Raw genomic sequence first — 23,373 nt, 5'->3', positions numbered from 1 at the left:
AGCATATTTAAGGTAATCCGGTGCAAGTATACTTAGTTGGGGGCGCGGTACGCGATCAGTTGCTCCATATTGATATCTATGACAAAGATTGGGTTGTAGTAGGCAGCAGCCCAGAGCAAATGCTGGCCACTGGTTTTACTCCTGTAGGAAAAGATTTTCCCGTATTTCTTCACCCGAAAACGAAACAAGAGTATGCCCTTGCTCGCACTGAGCGCAAAACTGGCGCTGGCTACACAGGCTTTGCCTGCTACTACGCACCCGATGTGACTTTGGAAGAGGATCTCGCCCGCCGCGATCTGACCATTAACGCCATTGCACAAGATAACGCTGGTAAGCTTATTGACCCCTATGGCGGCCAGCGCGATCTGCACAATCGCCTACTGCGCCATGTTTCTGATGCCTTTATCGAAGATCCACTACGCGTCCTTCGCGTGGCTCGTTTTGCGGCCAAATTCGCACATTTAGATTTTACCATTGCCGATGAAACCATGGCACTGATGAAACAAATAACGCAATCAGGTGAGTTGCAACACTTAACCGCCGAGCGCGTATGGCAAGAGTGGCAGAAATCACTGGCCACTCAGCATCCAGAAATATTTCTTTCTGTTTTATATGAATGCGGTGCACTTAAAGTGGTATTACCCGAACTGGATCGCCTGTTTGGTGTTCCTCAACCGGAAAAATGGCATCCTGAAATTGATACCGGAGTACACACCTTAATGGTTGCAGCGCAAGCGGCGAAGCTCTCTTCATCGATAGCGGTTCGTTTTGCAGCGCAAGTGCATGACTTAGGTAAAGGAGTCACACCTAAAAGCGAATGGCCCAGCCATAAAATGCACTGTCACACAGGAGTTAATATCATTAAAGCCTTGTGCGAGCGGGTGCGTATTCCAAATGAGTGTAAAGAGTTGGCACTACTCGTCTGCGAGCAGCATTCCAATATTCATCGAGCGGCAGAATTAAAACCCAGCACCAAACTCAAAATACTCGATAAACTCGATGCATGGCGCAAGCCTGAGCGCTTGCTGGACGTTTTACTTTGTTGTCAGGCCGATCATGCGGGTCGATTAGGTTGCGAAGAGACCCCTTATCCGCAACGCGATATTTTTCTCAAAGCCTATCAAGCCGCACTGAGTGTCGATGTACAACAGGTGATCCGTGATGGTTTTCAAGGGAAAGCGATCAAAGAAGAGCTGGATAAACGACGGATCGCAGCGATTAGCGCGGTGTAAATCTTTCCCTTCTTAACTCGCAATTCAAAATGCGAGTTGAGATAGCAGAAAAAACAAAACGCCCTGCATTGCAGGGCGTTCTTTAAAGTAATGATGCTAAGCTGTATCCCGTGGGATTAAGCTTGGCCTTTCACTTCTTTAAGACCGTTGAAAGGAGCACGACCAGCTAGCGCTTCTTCAATACGGATTAGTTGGTTGTACTTAGCAACACGGTCAGAACGGCTCATAGAACCCGTTTTGATTTGACCTGCAGCTGTACCTACCGCTAGATCAGCGATAGTTGCATCTTCAGTTTCGCCAGAACGGTGAGAGATTACCGCTGTGTAACCTGCGTCTTTAGCCATCTTAATTGCAGCTAGAGTCTCAGTTAGAGAACCGATTTGGTTGAACTTGATAAGGATTGAGTTAACGATACCTTTCTCAATACCTTCTTTAAGGATCTTAGTGTTAGTAACGAATAGATCGTCACCCACTAGCTGAATTTTGTCGCCTAGAAGTTCAGTTTGGTGTTTGAAACCAGTCCAATCAGACTCGTCCAAACCGTCTTCGATAGAAACGATTGGGAATTGCTCAACAAGGCCCGCTAGGTAGTGGTTGAACTCTTCTGAAGTGAACGTTTTGCCTTCACCTTTCATGTTGTAGATGCCAGCGTCTTTGTCGAAGAATTCAGATGCTGCACAGTCCATCGCTAGAGTGATGTCTTTGCCTAGCACGTAGCCAGCCGCTGCAACCGCTTCTGCGATAACTTCTAGCGCTTCAGCGTTAGATTTTAGGTTAGGAGCGAAACCACCTTCGTCACCAACAGCAGTGTTGTAGCCTTTAGACTTGAGAACTTTAGCTAGGTTATGGAATACTTCTGCACCCATACGTACTGCTTCTTTAAGAGTTTTTGCGCCAACAGGTTGGATCATGAACTCTTGGATGTCTACGTTGTTATCTGCGTGCTCGCCACCGTTGATGATGTTCATCATTGGTAGAGGCATAGAGAATTGGCCAGCAGTACCATTTAGCTCAGCAATGTGCTCGTATAGAGGCATGCCTTTCGCAGCCGCAGCCGCTTTTGCGTTCGCTAGAGAAACTGCTAGGATTGCGTTCGCACCGAAGTTAGATTTGTTTTCAGTACCATCAAGGTCGATCATCACTTGGTCGATAGCTGCTTGATCTTTAGCATCTTTACCAACTAGAGCATCAGCAATTGGGCCGTTTACAGCTGCAATCGCTTTAAGAACACCTTTACCTAGGAAACGTGATTTGTCACCGTCACGTAGCTCAAGAGCTTCGCGAGAACCAGTAGATGCACCAGATGGCGCAGCTGCCATACCTACGAAACCGCCTTCTAGGTGAACTTCAGCTTCTACTGTTGGGTTACCACGTGAGTCGATGATTTCGCGACCTAGAACTTTAACGATCTTAGACATTAATGTTTCCTCTCGTTGAATTTAAATGTCAAAACTATAAAGGGCAGCAGCACAACAATTGCAACTGCCCGTATCCTTGTTACTTCTCTGATTCACCGCGTTGGAACTCACCTGCCGCTTTAATAAAGCCTGCAAATAGTGGGTGACCATCACGAGGGGTTGACGTGAATTCTGGGTGGAACTGAGCTGCTACAAACCATGGGTGAGCAGGGTTCTCAATCACTTCAACTAGCTTCTTATCAGCAGACAGACCTGATACTTTCAAGCCAGCTTTTTCGATCTGCGGACGAAGTTTATTATTAACTTCATAACGGTGACGATGACGTTCATGAATGGTTGCACTACCGTAAAGCTCATACGCTTTGGTGCCTTTCTCTAAGTGGCATAGCTGTGAACCAAGGCGCATAGTACCACCAAGATCAGACTTTTCAGTACGCTCTTCTACGTTACCTTCGTCATCTACCCATTCGGTGATCAAGCCTACCACAGGGTATTGAGTCTCTTTGTTAAATTCTGTTGAATGCGCACCTTTCATACCCGCAACATTACGCGCGTATTCTATCAGCGCCACTTGCATACCTAAACAAATCCCTAGGTAAGGTACTTTATTTTCGCGGGCATATTGCGCAGCAAGAATTTTACCTTCGATACCGCGGTCACCAAAACCGCCAGGTACGAGGATTGCGTCCAAACCAGTCAGCACTTCCGCACCTTTGGTTTCAACGTCTTGAGAATCGATGTATTTGATTTTCACGCTCAAACGGTTTTTCAAACCTGCGTGTTTCAGTGCTTCGTTAACCGATTTGTAAGCATCAGGCAATTCAATGTATTTACCGACCATCCCGATCACCACTTCAGCAGTTGGGTTAGCCTCTTCGTAAATCACTTGTTCCCATTCAGAAAGATCCGCTTCCGGTGCTTTAATACCAAAACGGTTACAAACGATATCATCCAAACCTTGAGCTTTGATCAGTTGAGGGATCTTGTAGATAGAATCAACATCTTTCATCGAGATAACGGCTTTTTCAGGCACGTTACAGAACAAAGCAATTTTCTTACGTTCGTTCGCTGGGATAACGCGATCGCTACGACAAACCAAAATATCAGGCTGAATGCCGATAGAAAGCAGCTCTTTAACTGAATGTTGAGTCGGTTTGGTTTTCACTTCACCAGCAGCGGCAAGGTAAGGAACTAAAGTCAGGTGCATAAACATCGCGTGTTCACGGCCCACTTCAATCGCAAGCTGACGAATCGCTTCCATAAATGGCAATGACTCGATATCACCAACGGTTCCGCCCACTTCAACGATAGCGACATCGTGACCTTCAGAGCCTGCGATAACGCGATCTTTAATCGCATTAGTGATGTGTGGAATAACCTGAATCGTTGCACCTAGGTAGTCACCGCGGCGCTCTTTACGCAATACATCGGCATAAACACGACCAGCAGTAAAGTTATTGCGCTTGGTCATTTTGGTACGAATAAAACGTTCGTAGTGACCAAGGTCAAGGTCAGTTTCAGCGCCATCTTCCGTGACAAACACTTCACCATGTTGAGTTGGGCTCATTGTGCCTGGGTCAACGTTGATGTAAGGGTCAAGCTTCATCATAGTCACTTTAAGACCACGAGCTTCTAAAATCGCCGCAAGAGATGCTGCCGCAATACCTTTACCTAGAGAGGATACAACCCCGCCAGTAACAAAAATGTAATTTGTCGTCATGTTTAACCTGAAATTGGTTGAATGAGGGAAATGGATTTCTTCTGGACGGGATAAAAATATACCAGAAGCCCTTATTCGCTACAACGTGAAATCTATCACACTGTCATTTTTTATTTTTTGCTTCAAATCAAAGAGCACCGCTTGATATGGCTTATCACACCACTCAAATGAGTCAAATTTGTCTCAATGGGTGGGTTTTATTGTGGATTGCCAACACAGGGGATTACTTCGACTCCAAGCGCTTCACTTCATTCCACATCGCATCCAATTCTTCGAGAGAAAAATCGGTCAAGGTTTTGTGCTGACGTGCCACCAGCATTTCAATACCTTTAAATCGACGTGAAAACTTTCGATTTGCTTTATTTAACGCCACTTCTGGATCAATTTTTAAGTGCCGAGCAAAGTTAACGGTGGCAAATAATAGATCGCCCATTTCATCCTCTACTCGAACCGGATCAGGGTTAATTTGCAACGCCTCTTCCATGACTTCTTCGATCTCTTCTTGGACTTTATCAACCACTGGGCCGATAGAATCCCAATCAAAGCCATATTGGGCACACTTTTTTTGAATCTTTGTAGCACGTAAAAGAGACGGAAAAGCGTGTGGTATTGAGTCTAGAATACTTTGATCTTTTTTTCCTGCTTGTACCTTTTCTTTGGCTTTTTCAGCTTCCCAATTGGCGTTGATTTGCGCTTCATCCTCAAACTTGGCACCCGCAAAAACATGAGGATGGCGGCGCGTAAGTTTTTCATTCACCGTTTCAACAACTTGCGAGAAATCAAACAACCCTTGCTCTTTCGCCATTTGACTATAAAAAATAACTTGAAACAGCAAGTCACCTAATTCTTCTTTGAGATTAGGCCAATCTTGGTTGTGGATCGCTTCCACCACTTCATAGGTCTCTTCGATTGTGTAAGGAACAACCGTGTCAAAAGTTTGCTTGATATCCCAAGGACAACCTGTTTTTGGGTCACGCAACTGTGCCATGATCTGTTCCAGTTGTTCGATTGGGTGGCTCATTTATCCGCTCCTTACATCAATATTTAAAATAAAAAAGCGAGCAGTCATTGCCACTCGCCTTTGAAAACCCAAGGCGCTTGCGTCGCGATTTAATTGCGATTCACGCCAATAAGAGTGTTACTGTGATATGAAATTTAGCCTAGGCGTTTCACCAACATGACATCTTTGATCTGCTCTACTCGCATTGATACTCGTGACAGCGCTTCGATGTTGCTCACTTCAAGATCAAAATCCATGATGATCAACTGTCTTTTGTAGTCACTACGACTTTTCATGCTGATGACTTTCACTTTCTCATTCGCAAGCAGGGTGGTAATGTCTTTGAGTAACCCACCTCGCTCCATCGCTTCAACGCGCAAAGTCAAAATATAGGTTCCAACAAACCCGCGCCCCCAAACGGTATCAATGATGCGTTCAGGTGCGTGATGGCTCAGCTCTTCTAGCTGTTCACAGTCACTGCGATGGACTGAAATACCACGCCCTTGAGTAATGTAACCTTTGATCTCATCACCCGGGATAGGTTGGCAACAGCGCGCTAGGTGTGTCATGAGGTTATCTACCCCTTCCACTACAACGGCATCTTTGTGCGCTCGATGTGGCTGAGCTGGACGAGTTTGCGCATCTTGCAATTTTTGCAGTGCTTGTTGATCTTCTTGCTCAGCGGTCGGCTTATTCACCAAAGCATTGATGTGATTGACGATTTGGTTGATTCGCAAATCACCACTGCCAATGCCGACGTACAGCTCGTCAGGCGTATTGACGTTAAAACGTTTGAGCGCGTATTTATCGGCATCTTTTAGCGTAGCGCCGATTTTAGCTAATTCTGACTCGAGGATCTCTCGTCCGGCTTCAAGGTTTTTCTCGCGGCCTTGTTTACGGAACCAAGCGTTAATCTTGGCGCGCGCACGGCCTGAATGAACAAACCCCGTTGCTGGATTTAGCCAATCACGCGACGGATTCGGCTCTTTCTGAGTGATGATTTCGACTTGATCACCCATAGATAATTTATGAGTAAATGGAACAATACGACCCGCGACTTTGGCACCGATGCAGCGATGCCCCACTTCAGAGTGAATATGGTAGGCAAAATCGAGCGGCGTGGCTCCCATGGGTAAATCAACCACATCACCACGAGGTGTAAAGGCGTAAACGCGATCATCAAACACCTGGCTACGCAGCTCGTCGATCATCTCACCCGAATCAGACATCTCTTCTTGCCAGTCAAGAAGCTTACGCAACCAAGTAATTTTCTCATCGTAACCGCTGCGGGCAACCGTTGCGCCCTCTTTATATTTCCAGTGCGCAGCAACCCCAAGTTCAGATTCTTCATGCATCTGCTTAGTACGAATTTGAATTTCGATGGTTTTGCCTTCTGGCCCTAAAATCACCGTATGAATGGATTGATAGCCATTCGGTTTCGGATTAGCAACGTAATCATCAAATTCGCTAGGCAGGTGTTTGTATTTGGTATGAACAACGCCCAAGGCGGCGTAACAGTCTTGCAGTTGATCAGCAATAATGCGAACTGCACGCACATCAAACAGTTCATCGAAAGCCAACCCTTTCTTCTGCATTTTGCGCCAGATGCTATAGATGTGTTTCGGACGGCCACTCACTTCGGCATTGATATGAGAAAGCTTCATCTCGGCGCGCAGATCTTCGACAAAATCGTGAATATATTGTTCACGCACGATGCGGCGCTCGGAAAGCTGCTTAGCAATTTGTTTATAGGTATCGGACTGCTGGTAGCGAAATGCGTAATCTTCAATTTCCCATTTGAGCTGACCAATGCCCAAGCGATTTGCTAAAGGGGCATAGATATTGGCGCACTCTTTGGCCGCCACACGGCGAATTTCGTCAGGTTCATCTTTTACTTCACGTAAATTACAAATGCGCTCCGCTAATTTGATCACCACGCAACGAAAATCATCTACCATCGCAAGCAGCATGCGGCGAACGTTATCCACTTGCTCTGAAGCTTCACTGCCTTGCAAGGTAACGTTTAACTGACCAAGTGCCGCCATCTCTTCGACACCATCAATCAGCTTCACTATGCCTTTACCATAGGTCTCTTCTAATACTTCACGGTCAAAAAGCCCACTACTGACGATAGGAAAGAGCTGAGCCGCGACTAAAGTGGCGCGATCCATCGATAAGGTAATCAGGATTTCGATCATTTCACGGCCGCGCCACAGCAGTAGCGGTCCTTTGGCATGACCTTCTAATAACGTTTCACACTGACGATATACGTCCGTCAGTTTAGAAGCTGTGCTTTTATCTTGATGTAAACTCGCAATCCATTTATCTAGCTCAAACTGTTCGTCTGGATTCAAGTGTGCGCTTCGTACCGCAACCATCTGATTCGTCCTAGTTTTATAGTTTGTGGTATTCGACTAACTTCGACTGAGTTAGTTCTCTGTCTACCGACTTTTTACAAATAGCGCCATCGATTCTAAATGACTGGTGTGTGGAAACATATCCAACATGCCAAGTTTTACCAACTTATAACCTTGGCTGAGTAAACTTTGACTGTCTCTTGCCAGTGTTGCCGGGTTACAAGAAACGTATACCACGCGCTGAGCGCCGAGCTTAGCCAATTGGTCGACAATGCCTGCCGCCCCGGCTCGCGCTGGGTCGAGTAGTACTTTAGCAAATTTTTGCTTTGCCCACGCTTGCGTTGACATATCTTGTTCCAAATTTGCTTGGTAGAACGTGATATTGTCGATTTGATTGCGCTGCGCGTTTTGTGTCGCTTGCTCAACCATCTCATCCACACCTTCAATGCCCACTACCGATTGAGCGTATTGGGCCATCGGCAAACTAAAGTTCCCTACGCCACAAAATAGGTCCAACACTCGGTCATCCTCAGTCAAGGCTAACCATTCCAATGCTTGAGCCACCATTTTTTGGTTTATTTGGCGATTGACTTGAATAAAGTTGGAGGGCAAAAATTCGATAACTGATCCGGTTTCACGGTAGCTTGCCATCTCTCCGTGAAGACGTTCGAGCTGATCGCTTTCTGGCATCACATACAAAGTGAGATGATGCTGCTGAGCAAACGCCAGCAGCGCCGCGTGATCTTCACTTGGCAGCGGCTGAAGATGGCGCAACACCATCACCGCGCCTTGATCACCCAGCACCAATTCAACATGGCCAATCGCTTGCTGAGATTTAAATTGCGTTAACAGCGCTTGGATAGGTGTAAGTAGCGTGTTGAGTTGTGGTTCTAGCACTGGGCAGTCCGTCACGTTAACGATTTGCTTGCTCTGCTTTTTGCGAAAACCAAATTGCAGCTGTTGCTGCTTTTTATCCCACAACACGCTGATGCGGGCGCGGCGGCGATATCCTTTATCGGCGCAACTTATTGCGGGGCTCAATGCCAACGTTTGTCCGGCGAATTTACTCATCAATTGCGAGAGTGTTTGCTCTTTGTGCGCCACCTGCGCACTGTGCTCTAAATGCTGCAGATCGCAACCACCACATTGACCGTAATGGCGACAAAATGGCGTCACGCGTTGTTCACTGGCCGTTAAGACTTTAATCAACTGACCGCGAGAGTATTTACTTTTGCTTTCAGTTAGCTGCATCAGCACTTGCTCACCGGGCAGCGCGCCATCAACAAAAAGCAGTTTATTGTGTTGATAAGCGATACCAGAACCTTGATGATCAAGACGTTCAATCAATACCGTTTGATGTTTTGTTTCTAATTGCGCTTTCTTTTTCGGTTGGAAAAAACGTGCCATGCTCTGTGCCTAAGTAAAATTAAATCGATGTTTTTTGCCCTAGCGTCACTATTTAGTGCGGGGATGATTGTCGAACTTACTCGACTTGATTAAGCTAGCCGTCAATTAAACGATTTTCGTACAGGCTTGCTCATCAAATTGCGGTCTATTTTCCCATATCCACACCACGATGTTTAGACAATAATGACCAGATATGGCTTACGCGCGCGCGTTATTACTTTAACCTTAGCTCCAACCTTAATTATCGGCTTGTTGCTCAGTGCTTTTTTCTCATTCAATCGCTACCATGATCTGGAAAAACAGGTGATCAATGCGGGGGCAAGCATCATCGAGCCCTTGGCCATTGCTAGTGAAGACGCCTTAAAAAACCAAAGCCGTGAGTCGGTACGCCGCATTATCAGCTACGCGCATCGAAAGAACTCTAAATTTGTCCGCAGTATTGCGGTGTTTGACGCCAACCACGAACTGTTTGTCACCTCGAATTTTCACCCTAACTTTGAAAGCTTAACTTATCCAAAAGATAAGCCCATTCCGATTTTAAGCAGCTCAAATCTCACCGAGAACACTTTAATACTGCGCACGCCAATTTTGGCTGAAAACCGTCTAACCGAAGGCATAAATGCCAATACATCAACGCCTGCGCTCGGCTATATCGCGATAGAGTTGGATCTCTCTTCATTGCGTTTACAACAGTATCAAGAGGTCTTTTCCGCCTTTTTAGTGCTTGCGCTTGGGCTCGGTTTATCAGGGATGTTCGCATTCCGACTCCTGCACGATGTGACTCGCCCTATCTCACACATGAAAAACATGGTGGATAGAATTCGTCGCGGCCACCTTGATGTGCGGATCGAAGGCAAAATGCACGGTGAGTTAGATTCGCTCAAAAAAGGGATCAACGCGATGGCGGTATCGCTATCGGAATATCACGTCGAAATGCAGCACAGTATCGACCAAGCCACCTCGGATTTGCGAGAAACCTTAGAGCAGTTGGAAATCCAAAACGTTGAATTGGACATTGCCAAAAAACGCGCCCAAGAAGCCGCGCGCATAAAATCAGAATTTCTGGCCAACATGTCCCATGAGTTGCGTACGCCGCTTAACGGTGTCATTGGCTTCACCCGCCAAATGCTCAAAACCCAGTTGACGAATAGCCAAGCAGATTACTTACAAACCATTGAAAAATCGGCCAATAACTTATTGAACATCATCAATGACATTTTGGATTTCTCCAAGCTAGAAGCCGGTAAGTTAGCGCTGGAAAATATTCCGTTCGAGTTTCAAGAAAGTTTGGAAGAAGTGGTTAACCTCCAAGCGACCAGTGCTCATGAAAAAGGATTGGAAATTACTCTTAAAGTGGATCAAAAAATCCCAGCAGGCTTGGTAGGTGACCCACTTCGTATCCAACAAGTGTTGACCAACCTTGTCGGTAACTCGATTAAGTTCACCGAACGTGGCAACATCGACATCAGTGTTGAATTGCGCTCACAACGCGACAATGTGGTTGAGCTGCAATTTATGGTGCGCGACACCGGCATTGGTATTTCAGAGCGCCAACAAGCACAGCTGTTCCAAGCCTTTAGCCAAGCCGATGCCAGTATTTCTCGTCGCTACGGCGGCACTGGACTTGGTTTGGTTATTACTCAGAAATTGGTCAGCCACATGGGCGGTGAAATTAGCCTCACCAGCCGTCTTCACCAAGGTTCCACCTTCTGGTTTACGCTGCGTCTCAATACCACTGAAATGCCGATGAGCGACTGGCTTGACCCACATATTTTGAGCAATAAACAGCTGTTGCTCGTTGAACCCAATATGCAAGCCGCCTCCATCATTCAGCAAATGTTGGTGCAGGCAGGGTTGAGCGTCACATATCGAGCGGTGATGCCAGAAGAAACGGATCGCTTCGATTATGTATTACTCAATTTAGCCCCAAGTAGAGAGACTGATTTGAATTTGGTTGAGCAGTGGGTCACAAAGGCTATTCAGCTTGCCGACAACGTGATTATCGGTACACCAAGTACCGAGCTCGCACTATCCGATTATTTAATGCTGCATCATCCAGTGCAGTGCATTACCAAGCCACTGTCGCGTAAAAAATTGCTGCAACTGTTAATCGCGCACCAACCGGTACAGCCTGCCATTCAAGATCTACCGATCACACTCGATACACTGCCCCTGAAAGTAATGGCGGTGGATGATAACCCTGCCAACCTCAAACTGATCATGGCCCTGCTGCAAGAACGTGTTGAAACCGTCATCGCTTGTACGAATGGCCAAGAAGCGGTCGAACAAGCAAGCCGCCAGAAATTTGATATGATTTTGATGGACATCCAAATGCCACAGATGGATGGGGTCACTGCTTGCCAGGAAATTAAGAAAACAGTACTCAATCACCAAACGCCCGTGATTGCGGTAACGGCTCATGCAATGATCGGAGAGCGCGATCGTCTGCTGAAAGAAGGAATGGATGATTACCTCACTAAGCCGATTGAAGAGCACATCTTGCAGCAAGTGTTAGCACACTGGAACCCCTACGCCAACCGTAAACAGTTGGAGAAATTGCAACTCACAGAACAAGTTATACCATCGCCGTCACAGGAAGCTGAGCAGCCTAATCACACCATTATCATTGACTGGCAAAATGCACTCAAACAATCAGCCAACAAGGAAGATTTGGCCAAAGAGCTGCTACAGATGCTAGTTGATTCGATTCCACAGGTGAGCCAAGTCGTCAGCATGGCGTTGGAAGATGATGAATACCCTACCCAAGATCTACTGCACCATATTCATAAACTGCACGGCAGTTGCTCATACAGTGGCGTACCCCGCTTGAAAAAAGTGTGCGCAGCGCTCGAACAGGCATTGCGATCGGGCAAATCCATCAGCGATGTCGAACCGGAGTTATTTGAATTACAAGATGAGATGGACAAAGTGGTCGCTACCGCTAAACCGTATTTAAGCGAATGAGCAATTTAACCCAAGAGACAATTTAACCGAATGAAAAAAGGGGCTTGCCGCTCAGCAGTATTTGCTTGTCAGCAAGCAGAGAAGATTGACAGATTAAGACTCTAAAATCACCGTCGCCACCGCATAATGACGCTCATCAGAAATAGTTAGGTGAATGTGATTCACACTGGCTGTGGCAGCCAACTGCTTAGCCTTACCTGATAATATTAGCACGGGTTTTCCGTTGGCGTCGTTGGTGACGGTAAAATCCTGAAAGCTAACGCCATGCGCAATACCCGTACCAAGCGCTTTAGATGCCGCTTCTTTAGCGGCAAAACGTTTCGCTAAATAGCGCCCTTTTTTCTTGAGCGAATAGAACACCGCCAATTCATCTTGGGTTAGCACCCGCTCGGCAAAAGCATCGCCACTGCGTGACAATGCTTTTTCTATGCGTTCAATTTCCGCAATATCAGTCCCTAAGCCGATAATCGCCATCGGTAGACCTTATTTGCGAGCCGCTTGCATGATGGCTTTCATATCGGCGACCGATTTTTCCAAACCATCAAATACGGCGCGCCCGATAATCGAGTGGCCAATATTGAGTTCGTAAATTTCAGGCAGTGCAGCAATGGCAGCTACGTTGTGGTAAGTCAAACCGTGACCAGCGTTCACCGTAATACCCAAATCACTCGCATAGCTCGCAGCCGCCGCAATTTTCTTTAACTCATCTTGCTGATCCGCTTCGGTTGTTGCATCGGCGTAATGACCAGTATGCAATTCAATAAACGGTGCACCGCAAGTTTTAGCCGCGTTAATCTGCTCACGATCAGCATCAATAAACAGAGAGACTTTGATGCCTGCAGCGGTCAGTTTTTCGGTTGCCGCTTTCACTTTGTCAAGCTGTCCTAATACGTCCAGCCCACCTTCCGTCGTTAGTTCTTCACGCTTTTCAGGCACTAAACACACAAATTCAGGCTGGGTTTGCAGAGCAATATCAATCATTTCGTCGGTAACGGCCATCTCGAGGTTCATTCGAGTTTGCAACGTCTCGCGCAAAATACGCACATCGCGATCCTTGATATGGCGTCGGTCTTCACGTAGGTGAATGGTAATGCCATCGGCTCCGGCACGCTCTGCCATTTCAGCAGCATGCACGGGATCTGGGTATTTAGTACCGCGGGCATTTCGTAACGTGGCGATGTGATCGATATTAACGCCTAAGTAAATTGCGCTCATTTTCCTATACTCCGTACTCTGGAAAAACTAGACATGGGCAGGAAAAGCTCCCTGCTTTTTAAAGGTTTGCCGCCAAGATACGGCTTTAACGCTATGCGTGTAAAGCGTTTTGCCGCTTGAAGCTGCTCTTTACTGACAAAGCGCCGCTCACTAATGGCAATCAACTCATCGCCCATAAACGTGAGGTTATCGCGCCTAACAGAAGCGATAAAACCTTTTTGCTCGCGATAGCGATAAGTCATGCGAGGATCGATGGCTTCTCCCGTTCCGGCGCAATGCAAGAAATCAACGCCATAACCCATTGAAGCTAGCAACGCGAGTTCAAAACGGCGCAATGCTGGTTCTGGATTTTCACACTGAGCCAACTCGGTGAGTGCATGCAGATAATCATGGAACAGACCCGGGCAAGGCACTTCTTGCGCAAGCACGCGGTCAATCAGCTCATTGACATACATGGCAGAATAGAGATGAATACCACTGAGCGGTAAGCCAAGGCTAATCGGTTCAGCTTGGCGCAAGGTTTTCATTGAACCGTTGCCTGACCATTTGAGCAATAAGGGGGTAAAAGGTTGCAGTGCACCTTTTAAGTTCGATCGTTTACTGCGTGCGCCTTTGGACATTAAGGTGACGCGGCCATACTCCTCACTAAACACATCAAGGATTAGGCTCGACTCGCTATAAGGACGTCGATGAAGGACAAAACAGCGCTGTAAACCGTCTGACATATCAGCACTCAAAGGTGAGCGATGTTCTCACCCACCTCGAATAGAGGTTATAGATCGTCAATATAACCAAGGCTACGAAGGGCACGTTCATCATCTGCCCACCCGGATTTCACTTTCACCCAAGTTTCTAGGTAAACCTTGCGACCAAACAGCTCTTCCATATCTAAACGCGCTTCACGACCGATGGTTTTGATTTTTTCACCACCTTTGCCGATCACCATTTTTTTCTGACCGCTGCGTTCAACGAGGATCAACGCGTTAATATGAAAACCATCGGTTTCAGGGTTATAGTCAAAACGTTCAATTTCAACGGTTACTGAATACGGCAGCTCTTCACCAGTAAAGCGCATCAGTTTTTCACGCACAATCTCGGAAGCCATGAAGCGCTGTGAACGATCAGTCACATACTCTTCAGGGAAGTGATGCGTGGCTTGAGGTAAATGCTCACGCACATGTTTGCGCAATACATCGACGTTTTTGCCATGTTTTGCCGCAATCGGCACGACATCAACAAATTCCATCTTCTTCGATAGCTCTAGCATATGCATCATTACATCGTTACGATCTTTCACGTTATCGACTTTATTGACACACAACACTACAGGGAAATTAGCATTGCGTAACTTGTTGAGCACCATTTCATCATCGGCGGTCCACTGAGTGCCATCGACTAAAAACAGCACTAAGTTAACATCACTGAGTGAACTACTTGCCGCACGGTTCATCAAGCGGTTAATCGCACGTTTTTCTTCGATGTGTAACCCCGGAGTATCAACGTAAATCGCTTGGTATGGCCCCTCTGTATCGACACCCATAATGCGGTGACGAGTGGTTTGAGGCTTGCGCGATGTGATGGATATCTTTTGTCCCAGTAAGTTATTCAGCAGGGTTGATTTCCCGACATTGGGGCGACCCACAATGGCGATAAAACCACAGTGCTGCTCACCACTTTCCGGAGTTGCTTCATTGCTGTTGGTGTTTGATGCGAAGTACGCATCCAAATCAAATTCGTTATCAGCCATTTGTCAGTTGCTCTAGTGCAATTTCAGCCGCCGATTGTTCAGCTTTACGACGACTGGTGCCTTTACCAATTACAGGCGTTCCCATTCCTGCTACATCACACGATACCGTAAATTCTTGGTTGTGTGCTTCACCTTTAATATTAGTCACTGTGTAGATAGGCAGTTGCTTTCTTCTACCTTGCAGAAACTCTTGTAGGCGAGTTTTTGGGTCTTTTTGCGATACGCCCGGCTCAATGGCGTCAAGGCGCTCTTGATACCAGCTCAAAATAATACGTCGTACTACTTCGGTATCGCTGTCTAAATAAATCGCACCAATGATGGCTTCTACGGCATCAGCAAGGATTGAATCACGGCGGAAACCACCACTTTTCAACTCACCTGGACCTAATTTTAAGTAATCTCCTAGGCAAAATTCTCTGCCCAGTTCAGCCAATGTGTGACCACGCACAAGCGTAGCGCGCATACGACTCATATCCCCTTCGTTAATTTTAGGGAAACGGTGGTACAGCTCATCAGCGATGACAAAACTTAAAATTGAATCGCCCAGAAACTCAAGACGTTCATTGTGCTTACCATTTGCACTGCGATGTGTCAGTGCTAAGGAAATAAACTCGGGATCATTAAATGAATAACCGAGTTTAGTTTCTAATTTACTAATTGGAGAATTCATGCTCTCTCGATGTAGTGATGGCTAGCCAAAGCTAGCCTAGTTAATGCCACCAATGCGGTTAAAACGCACACCAGTTGGGATCCACGAAGGTAAAACGCTATCGGCACCACGTTCAAATTCAAAACTTATCCAAATACCGACCGCTTTACCGACTAAGTTTGCTTCTGGAACAAAGCCCCAGTAACGGCTATCAGCACTGTTGTCACGGTTATCACCCATCACAAAATACTGACCTTGAGGAACAACCCATTCATTAACGCCATGGCGTGGCTGATAAGCATCAACACGATCACGACGTAATGGATTGATCAAAATCTGGTGTTCAACCTGACCTAACTTTTCATTCACTTGAATTAAAGGGATGCCATTTTGGTTGAACTCACTCTCTTCAACATTGGACAGTTTGACCTGTTTACATTCTGTTGAACCTTGAGCTTGAATACAAATCTCTTTGTTGCTGCTATAACGAACTGTATCGCCCGGCATGCCGACCACGCGCTTGATGTAGTCAATGCTTGGTTGCGGCGGGTATTTAAAGACCACGACATCACCACGCTCTGGTTTACCAGTTTCGACCAGTTGAGTACGCCATACTGGGTCTTTCAAACCGTAAGCGTATTTCTCAACTAAGATGAAGTCGCCCACCAGCAACGTTGGCATCATTGAGCCAGATGGAATCTGAAAAGGTTCGTACACAAAAGAACGTAGCACCAGCACAAAAGCAATCACAGGGAAGATGGAAACACTGTTTTCAATCCACCAAGGTTGCGCGGAAATTTTGGCGCTGAGTTTGTCATCCAAGCCGTTGGTTTGCGCTTCAATAGCGGCCATCTTCTGTTGACGTTTTTTCGCCCACACCAACCTCTCCAGCACCCAAACTATGCCAGTCACTAATGTGACGATCACCAAGATGAGTGAAAATGTATTCGCCATGGAGTTCCCTTATCTAAAAATACGAAAGTGAAAGAGCCGAAACTCTTTCACTTAAATGGTGACTGCTGCATGCATAAGAAAGCCAAAGCAATGCTTAATCTTTACCTACGTGCAAAATGGCAAGGAAGGCTTCTTGTGGCAACTCAACATTACCAATTTGCTTCATGCGCTTCTTACCTTCTTTCTGCTTCTTAAGCAGTTTTTTCTTACGGCTAATATCACCACCGTAACATTTCGCCAGTACGTTTTTACGCAGCTGCTTCACGGTTGAACGAGCAATAATATGGTTACCGATCGCCGCTTGAATCGCGATATCAAACATTTGGCGAGGGATAAACTCTTTCATTTTCTCAACCACTTGACGACCACGCGTTTGCGAATTGTCTTTGTGAGTGATGATGGCTAGCGCATCCACTTTGTCACCATTTAGCAAGATATCCACACGGACCATGCTTGAAGCTTCAAAGCGTTGGAAACCATAATCAAGTGATGCATAACCACGAGAAGTTGACTTCAAGCGGTCAAAGAAATCAAGCACCACTTCGGCCATCGGCACATCATAAGTCAAGGCTACTTGGTTACCGTGATAGACCATATCAACCTGCACGCCACGCTTTTCAACGCACAACATAATGACGTTACCCAAATATTCAGAAGGGGTCAAAATGTTACAACGCGCAATCGGTTCACGAATCTCTTCAATGTCGTTCACCGCAGGCAATTTAGCAGGGCTATCAACATAAAGCATCGTGCCATCGGTCTTCTTCACTTCATAGACTACCGTTGGCGCAGTGGTGATAAGGTCAAGATCGTATTCGCGCTCTAAACGCTCTTGAATAATCTCCATGTGGAGCATACCCAAGAAACCACAACGGAAACCAAAACCAAGGGCGGCCGAACTTTCTGGCTCATAGAATAACGAGGCATCGTTTAGGCTCAGTTTACCTAACGCATCACGAAAGTTTTCGTAATCATCAGAAGAGACAGGGAAAAGCCCTGCATACACCTGCGGTTTCACTTTTTTAAAGCCTGGCAATGCTTTTTCACACGGATCTTTCGCGCTGGTCAGAGTATCACCTACAGGAGCGCCGAGGATGTCTTTAATACCACAAACCACCCAGCCCACTTCACCAGTGTTCAACATGGTTTTGTCGACTTGTTTTGGCGTAAAAATACCTAAACGGTCAATACCCCAAGTTTGGCCTGTGCTCATCACTTTAATCTTGTCATTTTTCTTCAGCGCACCATTTTTCACTCGCACTAAAGAGACAACACCTAAGTAGTTATCAAACCAAGAATCGATGATTAACGCTTGCAGCGGCGCAGCAGGATCGCCCTCAGGAGCCGGAATACCAGAAACGATTTTTTCTAGCACTTCATCCACGCCAAGGCCTGTTTTCGCAGAGCAGCGCACTGCATCAATAGCATCGATGCCGACGATATCTTCAATTTCTTCCGCTACGCGTTCAGGCTCTGCGGCTGGCAAATCAATCTTATTTAGGATTGGGACAACTTCAAGGTCCATTTCAATGGCGGTATAACAGTTAGCTAATGTTTGCGCTTCAACGCCTTGACCAGCATCCACCACCAATAGAGCACCTTCACAGGCGGCTAAAGAACGGGAAACTTCATAAGAAAAGTCAACGTGTCCAGGAGTATCGATAAAGTTGAGCTGGTATGTCTCGCCATCGTTTGCTTTGTAATCGAGCGTCACACTCTGTGCTTTGATGGTGATGCCACGCTCACGCTCAAGGTCCATAGAGTCTAGAACTTGAGATTCCATTTCACGATCACTTAATCCACCACAAACTTGGATCAAACGGTCAGATAGGGTCGACTTACCATGGTCGATGTGGGCGATAATCGAAAAGTTACGAATGTGCTTCATAGATTTGGGATGACTAAACTCTTGAAAAAAGGGACATAAGAAAGCCACATCAAGCGGCGTTTCCATAAAGTTGGCCGATTCTACCCAATTTCGGTAGGGTTCGCATCATAAATTAGGCGATAGGTTCACCAAGGACTCGGACCAAAACCACCTCTTGCTGCGATCGTTTTTCAAGAACCACAGAGCAACGTTTGGCAATTCCGATCCCCAGCGCGATAAAAACAGCGGCCGTGATGATCACGATGCCCTCACCTAAACCGAGCCAAGGGGCCAAGAAGCTCTCACCCAGCCAAGCGCCGAACATCATCATAAAAAGCGGCACCAAATACACTAAGGCTGCCGATTGAAGCAAGCTTTTTTCGGGGAAACCGATTTCAACCGTCTGGCCTTGCTTCACTGGTTTTTTCGTATCGAGTTGCCATAACAGCGCTTTGTTACCAATCGCTTTCGATACGATCCCAGTACCACAGCTTTTGGAGGACGAACAACTGCTGCAACTGGTCTGCTGCTGACAACTGAGTTCAACGTGAAACCCTTTAGCATCAGGTTGAACAGCGGTGACTGTTGCTAACGCCGTCATCATGGTTTGGTTGCCTCTGTTGAGGGCGCCGCAGGCTGGACAAACGTCACCGATTGAGCAATACGCTGCGCCGTTGCCGGTGGAATATCACCGACCACTGAGATTTCATTGTTTCCTTTCACCACACTATGCAGGGTACGGCGACCTTGACGAACCAGTTGGCCTTTCAGCGAATGGTTGTCACTATCGGAAATATAGACAGAAAAACTAAATAGCCCATCACTGAACATCTGGCTCTCTACCAAACGCTCAGTAATCGCCATACGATAACGGTTAAGCTCTTTGGGTTCAAAGCCTTCAGGTTTCCAACTCACTTGCCAAAAACTTTCCGTAAGGTTGCCTTTCGGTAACGTTAATACCTCGGGTAACTCAACGTCATTTAGCCCTTGCATCGCCTGCGCTAATTTGTCGCTAATGGCGTAAGAGATAGTGCGATATTGCTCAAGCACCTCGCCGTCGCGATCGACTAAATCAGCTCGCAATGGCAAGTTACTGGTTTCATCTACCCACAAAATATAGGAATAGCGTAAGCCATCTTTCGGCACCACTCGCACCACTTGGCAAGCCGTACCCGCTTCACGTGCACGGCCAACTTTGACGAAATCGTAGTAACGGCCTAATTCGGTGACATTGCTGGTTAGCATCGGAATCGTCGGCGCAACCATAGTGCTTGACTCAATGGTGAACGGTTCTACCCCAGGTTCAATGTAGCTCACTTCATTGCCACGGCGAATCACTTCACGGATCGGGCCGCTGAGATAAACGAGATGCGCAAATTGCTGATCGCCTTGACTTGCATGACGATACAGCAGTGGATCGATGCTGTTTTTCTTAATCAGAATGTAAGACAGCTCATAATTTAAATGCTGACTGGCCTCGTTCATTTGAAGCAACAAAGCCTCTGCAGGTTGGTCTTCTGCAAAGGCTAATGTAGAGTTCAAACTGAACAGCGCCAGTGCACTGATCAGGAATTTATTCATTCAACTACCGATTCAAGTACATCGTTATGTGGGCTTGCACTTTCACTGTTCAGGCGAAGTTGCAGCTCGTAGTCTTGCAATAATGCGTTTACGCGGCGACGTTGTTCTTGCACGCGGCTTTCGCTGGTTTGGCGCTCTACTGAATCACGCGTTAAGCTCACTGGCTCTGCGCTGCCAGCCAACGGAATGGTTTGCAGTACGGGTAATTGGTCGTTTTGATTCACTCCTGAATCACGGCCACCGTATTGTTGAACACCTAAAATCACCACAAACGACACACACGCAGCAACCGCAACCTGGCCAAATTGGGAAAGCCAAGCCGGTAACTGCCGACGAGCTTGAGCTGGCGTCGGCTGAGACTCACGGCTTGCATCACGAAAATCAATAACCGAAGCAGATTGTAAACGACTGTGTGCGGGCTCGTCATCCAATGCTAATGCAACGCTCTGTGCAATATCCCACTCAGCTCGGACTGGGGCATCTCCACGCATCACATCACCAACCAAATGGTAATTTTTCCACGTTTGCAAACTTTCTTGGTCGAGCTCTAATTCTTGAATGAGCGCTTTATCGACCATTTCCCCATCCATGAGTGCTGAAAGTCTTTCTTTGTCAGCCATTATTTATTCACCATTTTCGTTACCAGTTTGAGCGCTATAAAAGAGGTTTAATCTTCTTTTCTACCGCTTCACGAGCACGGAAGATGCGAGAACGCACCGTTCCTACAGGACAATCCATGACTTCTGCTATTTCCTCGTAACTTAAACCATCCAGTTCACGCAAGGTCATCGCAGTTTTCAAATCTTCAGGCAACGCTTCTATCGCACCAAAAACGACCCGCTGCAATTCTTTCGACAACGTAATGTTCTCAGGGTTCGATATTTCTTTTAATGCGTTGCCACTTTCGTAATATTCAGCATCTTCAGCATCAACATCGCTAGCGGGCGGTCTACGACTTTGGGCTACAATGTGATTCTTAGCGGTATTAACAGCAATACGGTATAGCCAAGTGTAAAAGGCACTCTCTCCGCGAAAACTTGGGATAGCCCGATACGCTTTGATGAACGCTTCTTGTGCGACATCGGCTACATCTCCGGAATTGCTCACATACCGAGAAATAAGGTTGCAGACTTTATTTTGGTACCTTAAAACCAAAAGGTTAAATGCTTGCTTATCTCCACTCTGAACTCGCTCAATCAATACTTGATCGGTCAGCTGCTCGTTCATTCGAGCCTGTACTCCTATTGTTATTCCCCTTACCTTCTCAGATATGGGCATTCATTATGCAAAATGTAGTATTGACACCACCGCTTACATGAGCACTATTGTGACTCAAGGGAGAATAGAAAGTTCCATTCTGTCTAAAAATATTTGCCAAGCATTATTCAATAAATGTGATCTAATTTCACTATAGGGGATCCCCAATATAGTGAGGGTCGATAAGACGAAAGACAATGGCATTTACAAAGTATTGCATCAAATCTTTCTCTACTGCTATTGGCTTGAAGCCATAGCGATACCGTTAGTGGATAAACCTTGCGGCTGAATCACTTCAAGAGTATAGATACATGCAATGCATATTTAAAATGAGAGTTGGACAACTCTACTCTAGTTCGGGAATTTAAAAGTTTTATGAACGCAAACCGTGAACATCTATGCGATGTATTAGTCGTAGGCAGTGGCGCAGCGGGTTTATCGCTCGCACTACGCGTAGCAAAACACAGTAAAGTCATTGTACTGAGTAAGGGACCACGCAGTGAAGGTGCCACTTATTACGCTCAAGGGGGGATTGCCGCTGTTTTTGACGAATCAGACAGTATTGAGTCACACGTCGAAGACACTCAAATTGCGGGCGCAGGGATCTGTGAAGAGGATACTGTCCGTTTCATCGCCGAGCATGCTAAAGAGTGTGTTCAGTGGCTTATCGATGGCGGCGTTCCTTTTGACAGAGAAGAGAATGACAGTGATGAAGCACCTCGCTATCACTTAACTCGTGAAGGCGGCCATAGTCATCGCCGCATCTTGCACGCGGCTGACGCCACTGGCATGGCAATGCAAACCTCCTTGCAAGACAATGTTCATAATCACCCCAACATTACTATCCTTGAACGTCACAATGCACTGGATTTAATCACCGAAGATAAAATCGGTGGTGATAAAAAAAGAGTGGTTGGCGCTTATATTTGGAACCGCAATGAGGAACACGTTGAAACGATCCGCGCTAAGTTTGTCGTTTTAGCCACGGGCGGCGCCTCAAAAGTGTATCAATATACCTCTAACCCTGATGTTTCCTCAGGTGATGGTATCGCAATGGCGTGGCGTGCAGGATGCCGAGTGGCGAACCTTGAGTTCAATCAATTCCATCCAACTTGTCTTTTCCACCCTGAAGCACGTAATTTCCTACTGACAGAAGCATTACGTGGCGAAGGCGCTTTTTTAAGACGCCCAGACGGTTCACGATTCATGCTCGATTTTGATGAACGTGCAGAATTGGCTCCTCGTGATATCGTGGCTCGCGCCATCGACTATGAGATGAAGCGTTTAGGTGCTGATTGTATGTATCTGGACATCAGCCACAAACCGGCCGATTTTATTGAAAAACATTTCCCAACCATTTATACACGCTTGATGGATTTGGGCATTGATATGACCAAAGAGCCGATTCCGATTGTTCCTGCGGCGCACTACACTTGTGGTGGCGTTATTGTCAATAAACAAGGTAAAACGGATCTGCATAACCTGTATGCGATCGGCGAAGTTAGCTACACCGGTTTGCACGGTGCTAACCGAATGGCGTCGAACTCTCTACTAGAATGCGTCGTTTATGCCTGGTCAGCGGCAAAGGATATTTTAAAAGGATTACCAACGGCTCAGCTCCCACCAAGCTTACCCGGTTGGGATGAAAGTAAGGTCAATAACTCTGATGAAGAGGTCGTAATCCAACATAACTGGCATGAACTGCGCCTATTTATGTGGGATTACATGGGGATTGTCCGCACAGATAAGCGCTTAGAGCGAGCACTACGCCGCATTCAATTACTGCAACAAGAAACCCACGAATACTATAGTCATTTCCGCGTTTCAAATAACCTGCTTGAGCTGCGTAACTTACTGCAAGTGGCAGAGTTGATGGTGCGTTGTGCTATGCAACGTAAAGAGAGCCGCGGTTTGCACTACACGCTCGATTATCCAGAGTTAGCCGAAAATAGTGGTCCAACGATCTTAACGCCAGACGAGTAAGCTCGCCAACGATCATCTGTTA

Annotated in this window: 19 protein-coding genes; 3 read left to right on the top strand and 16 right to left on the bottom strand. The window is 46.5% G+C overall.

What is annotated here, in order from left to right; all coding sequences use genetic code 11:
- Window positions 1-20 precede the first annotated feature (20 nt).
- Window positions 21-1,232, top strand: coding sequence for a multifunctional CCA addition/repair protein (locus DD616_RS07405; protein WP_013856042.1), 1,212 nt, complete (start codon window positions 21-23; stop codon window positions 1,230-1,232).
- Window positions 1,233-1,348: 116 nt separating this feature from the next.
- Here DD616_RS07405 and eno read toward each other — a convergent pair whose 3' ends face one another.
- The 5 genes from eno to rlmD all read right to left on the bottom strand — a co-directional run bounded on the left by eno (window position 1,349) and on the right by rlmD (window position 9,134).
- On the bottom strand, window positions 1,349-2,650 hold the full coding sequence (eno, locus tag DD616_RS07400; RefSeq protein WP_013856041.1) for a phosphopyruvate hydratase: 1,302 nt from the start codon (window positions 2,648-2,650) through the stop codon (window positions 1,349-1,351).
- Window positions 2,651-2,729: 79 nt separating this feature from the next.
- Entirely contained in the window at window positions 2,730-4,370 is a 1,641-nt protein-coding gene (pyrG, locus tag DD616_RS07395; RefSeq protein WP_013856040.1) for a CTP synthase, read from the bottom strand.
- A 223-nt stretch (window positions 4,371-4,593) separates the two neighbouring features.
- Window positions 4,594-5,391 carry a nucleoside triphosphate pyrophosphohydrolase gene (gene mazG / locus DD616_RS07390; RefSeq protein WP_017046491.1) on the bottom strand — a complete coding sequence of 266 codons (798 nt, stop codon included), beginning with the start codon at window positions 5,389-5,391 and terminating at the stop codon, window positions 4,594-4,596.
- A gap of 134 nt (window positions 5,392-5,525) precedes the next feature.
- Window positions 5,526-7,748, bottom strand: coding sequence for a GTP diphosphokinase (gene relA, locus DD616_RS07385; protein ID WP_017046490.1), 2,223 nt, complete (start codon window positions 7,746-7,748; stop codon window positions 5,526-5,528).
- Between the two features lie 63 nt (window positions 7,749-7,811).
- The gene (gene rlmD, locus DD616_RS07380) at window positions 7,812-9,134 is read right to left on the bottom strand and encodes a 23S rRNA (uracil(1939)-C(5))-methyltransferase RlmD (protein WP_129532741.1); all 1,323 of its coding nucleotides are present in this window, start codon (window positions 9,132-9,134) and stop codon (window positions 7,812-7,814) included.
- Window positions 9,135-9,317: 183 nt separating this feature from the next.
- Here rlmD and barA point away from each other — a divergent pair, with 183 nt between their 5' ends.
- Window positions 9,318-12,098, top strand: coding sequence for a two-component sensor histidine kinase BarA (barA, locus tag DD616_RS07375; protein ID WP_208872129.1), 2,781 nt, complete (start codon window positions 9,318-9,320; stop codon window positions 12,096-12,098).
- A gap of 93 nt (window positions 12,099-12,191) precedes the next feature.
- Here the strand turns inward: barA and acpS are convergent, their stop codons facing one another.
- The 11 genes from acpS to rpoE form a co-directional block, all read right to left on the bottom strand.
- A complete protein-coding gene (gene acpS, locus DD616_RS07370) occupies window positions 12,192-12,572 on the bottom strand; it encodes a holo-ACP synthase (protein WP_208872128.1) in 381 nt (126 codons plus the stop codon).
- 9 nt (window positions 12,573-12,581) lie between these two features.
- Window positions 12,582-13,313 (bottom strand): pyridoxine 5'-phosphate synthase, encoded by a 732-nt coding sequence (gene pdxJ, locus DD616_RS07365; protein ID WP_013856034.1) that lies wholly within the window; start codon window positions 13,311-13,313, stop codon window positions 12,582-12,584.
- The gene (gene recO / locus DD616_RS07360; RefSeq protein WP_208872127.1) at window positions 13,310-14,038 is read right to left on the bottom strand and encodes a DNA repair protein RecO; all 729 of its coding nucleotides are present in this window, start codon (window positions 14,036-14,038) and stop codon (window positions 13,310-13,312) included. Before recO ends, pdxJ begins: the two co-directional genes overlap by 4 nt.
- A gap of 47 nt (window positions 14,039-14,085) precedes the next feature.
- A complete protein-coding gene (era, locus tag DD616_RS07355) occupies window positions 14,086-15,060 on the bottom strand; it encodes a GTPase Era (protein ID WP_010319802.1) in 975 nt (324 codons plus the stop codon).
- Window positions 15,053-15,730 (bottom strand): ribonuclease III, encoded by a 678-nt coding sequence (gene rnc / locus DD616_RS07350; protein WP_010319803.1) that lies wholly within the window; start codon window positions 15,728-15,730, stop codon window positions 15,053-15,055. The genes era and rnc overlap by 8 nt, the downstream gene beginning before the upstream one ends.
- A gap of 36 nt (window positions 15,731-15,766) precedes the next feature.
- Window positions 15,767-16,663, bottom strand: coding sequence for a signal peptidase I (lepB, locus tag DD616_RS07345; protein WP_208872126.1), 897 nt, complete (start codon window positions 16,661-16,663; stop codon window positions 15,767-15,769).
- Between the two features lie 94 nt (window positions 16,664-16,757).
- Window positions 16,758-18,551: a translation elongation factor 4 gene (lepA, locus tag DD616_RS07340; protein ID WP_026027281.1), complete on the bottom strand. Its 1,794-nt coding sequence runs from the start codon at window positions 18,549-18,551 to the stop codon at window positions 16,758-16,760.
- Window positions 18,552-18,663: 112 nt separating this feature from the next.
- Window positions 18,664-19,134 carry a SoxR reducing system RseC family protein gene (locus DD616_RS07335; protein ID WP_208872125.1) on the bottom strand — a complete coding sequence of 157 codons (471 nt, stop codon included), beginning with the start codon at window positions 19,132-19,134 and terminating at the stop codon, window positions 18,664-18,666.
- Complete coding sequence (rseB, locus tag DD616_RS07330) at window positions 19,131-20,111, bottom strand: sigma-E factor regulatory protein RseB (protein ID WP_017042688.1); 981 nt, start codon at window positions 20,109-20,111, stop codon at window positions 19,131-19,133. The genes DD616_RS07335 and rseB overlap by 4 nt, the downstream gene beginning before the upstream one ends.
- Entirely contained in the window at window positions 20,108-20,731 is a 624-nt protein-coding gene (locus tag DD616_RS07325) for a sigma-E factor negative regulatory protein (RefSeq protein WP_017046484.1), read from the bottom strand. The genes rseB and DD616_RS07325 overlap by 4 nt, the downstream gene beginning before the upstream one ends.
- Window positions 20,732-20,765: 34 nt before the next feature.
- The gene (gene rpoE, locus DD616_RS07320) at window positions 20,766-21,338 is read right to left on the bottom strand and encodes an RNA polymerase sigma factor RpoE (protein ID WP_026027282.1); all 573 of its coding nucleotides are present in this window, start codon (window positions 21,336-21,338) and stop codon (window positions 20,766-20,768) included.
- 405 nt (window positions 21,339-21,743) lie between these two features.
- On the opposite strand from rpoE, the gene nadB reads away from it, so the two are divergent.
- Complete coding sequence (gene nadB / locus DD616_RS07315; protein ID WP_017046483.1) at window positions 21,744-23,351, top strand: L-aspartate oxidase; 1,608 nt, start codon at window positions 21,744-21,746, stop codon at window positions 23,349-23,351.
- The last annotated feature ends 22 nt before the right edge of the window (window positions 23,352-23,373 follow it).

The organism is Vibrio anguillarum, assembly GCF_003390515.1.
GTDB lineage: Bacteria > Pseudomonadota > Gammaproteobacteria > Enterobacterales > Vibrionaceae > Vibrio > Vibrio anguillarum.
This window is presented reverse-complemented; position numbering and strand designations above follow the sequence as displayed.